The 1,564-nt window shown below is 71.9% G+C and carries 1 protein-coding gene; it reads left to right on the top strand.

Annotation, left to right across the window (positions count from 1 at the left end):
• Positions 1-575 precede the first annotated feature (575 nt).
• The coding region (locus AC31A1_RS51175; protein ID WP_489659877.1) for an NAD-dependent epimerase/dehydratase family protein at positions 576-1,564 on the top strand (989 nt) is incomplete at its 3' end.

Below are 1,564 nucleotides of genomic sequence, written 5' to 3'. Positions count from 1 at the left end.
GATCGCCACGGTTCGGGGGGAGTTGATGGTGCGGGGGTCTTCTGGGGTACCGCGGAAGTAGATGTACCGGAGCGGGGTTCGGCAGGACGCAGGCCTGTCCCCCGGGTCCGATGGCGTCTTCACCGTCGTCGCGGGCGGCCCCCGCCTCGGCGACCTGCGCGCCGGCGCGATGGCCTCCACGACAGGCCTCGGCCTCGGCCTCGGCCTCGCGTGGACGGCAGCTCGCTGCTGTGCGTGATCGTCGTCATCGCGGGGGCACTGCTGGTCCGACCGCTCTGGCAGTACGACGCCACGGCGGCGCGGACAGGGGCCTCGGGACCGTAGGACCTCGGGACGCACCGGCTCCCGCGCACCGTCCGGAGTCCGTGGCCGTCATCACCACCGGTGCGCTACGGGTACGACCGGCCCGGCGCTACGGCGTCACGCCGACCCAGCCGCCACTCCCACAACCGCAGAGATCCGGGAAACGACAACTCCCGTGCACGGTAAGGGCCTTTGAGCGCATTGAGCGCCCCCAGCCGCAGGGCTCCGCAAAGCGCCGACTCCCGTCCCCGGTACTGGCCTACGATCCCTTCATGCCCCGTGCCCTCATCCTCGGCGGAACCGGTCCGGTCGGGCGTGCCGCCGCGCATCGTCTGCTGGTCGCCGGATGGAAGGTGGACGTGACCGGCCGGGACGCCGCTCGCATGCCGCCCGAACTGAGCGCGCTCGGGGGTGAGTTCAGGGCAGTGGACCGTGCGGACTCCACCGCCCTGCGGGCCGTCGTCGGCGAGGGAACCGACCTTCTCGTCGACTGCCTCTGCTTCACCGCCGCCGACGCCCGTTCGCTGCTGCCGTTGGCCGCGCACGCGACCTCCACCGCGCTGATATCCGGCCGGGCCGTCTACATCGACGCGGCGGGCAACCACATCAACTCATCGACCCCGCCCCGCTTCTCCGGCCCGATCTCCGAGACCCACCCGACCATGACCCCGCGCGACGACATCGACCACCGCTCGCGCGAGGGCTACGGCGCGAACAAGGTCGCCGCCGAACTCGTCGCCCTGGAGAGCGGGTTGCCCATCAGCGTGCTGCGTCCCTCGCAGATCCATGGGGTCGGGGCGTCACCGGCGCGTGAATGGGCCGTCGTCAAGCGGGTGTTGGACGGCCGTAGGGCCTTGCTGCTGGCCCGGCGAGGTGCCGGGGTCGCCCACACCACCGCCGCCGCGAATCTCGCCGCGCTCATCGAGACGGTCGCCGAGCGGCCGGGCAACCGCGTCCTCAACTGCGCCGACCCGGACGCGCCCAGCGTGCTGGAGATCTGCCGGACGATCGCGGGGCACCTGGGCCATGAGTGGGAGGAGGTGCTGCTGGACGACACGGCGGCGCCGGCCGGCTTGGGCCGCACCCCCTGGGACTCCGCGCATCCGATCGTCCTCGACATCTCCGCCGCCACGGCACTCGGCTACCGGTCGGCCGGTAGTTACGCGACCACGATCGCGCCCGTACTCGACCGCCTGGTGAAAGCGGCGGCGAACGGCCAACCTCCCGCTGACGACGACTACTTCGCCGAGTACCTCGACTA

The organism is Streptomyces sp. P5F9, assembly GCF_057961495.1.
The sequence above is the reverse complement of the archived record's forward strand: the minus strand, read 5'-3'. Positions and strand labels throughout refer to the sequence as shown.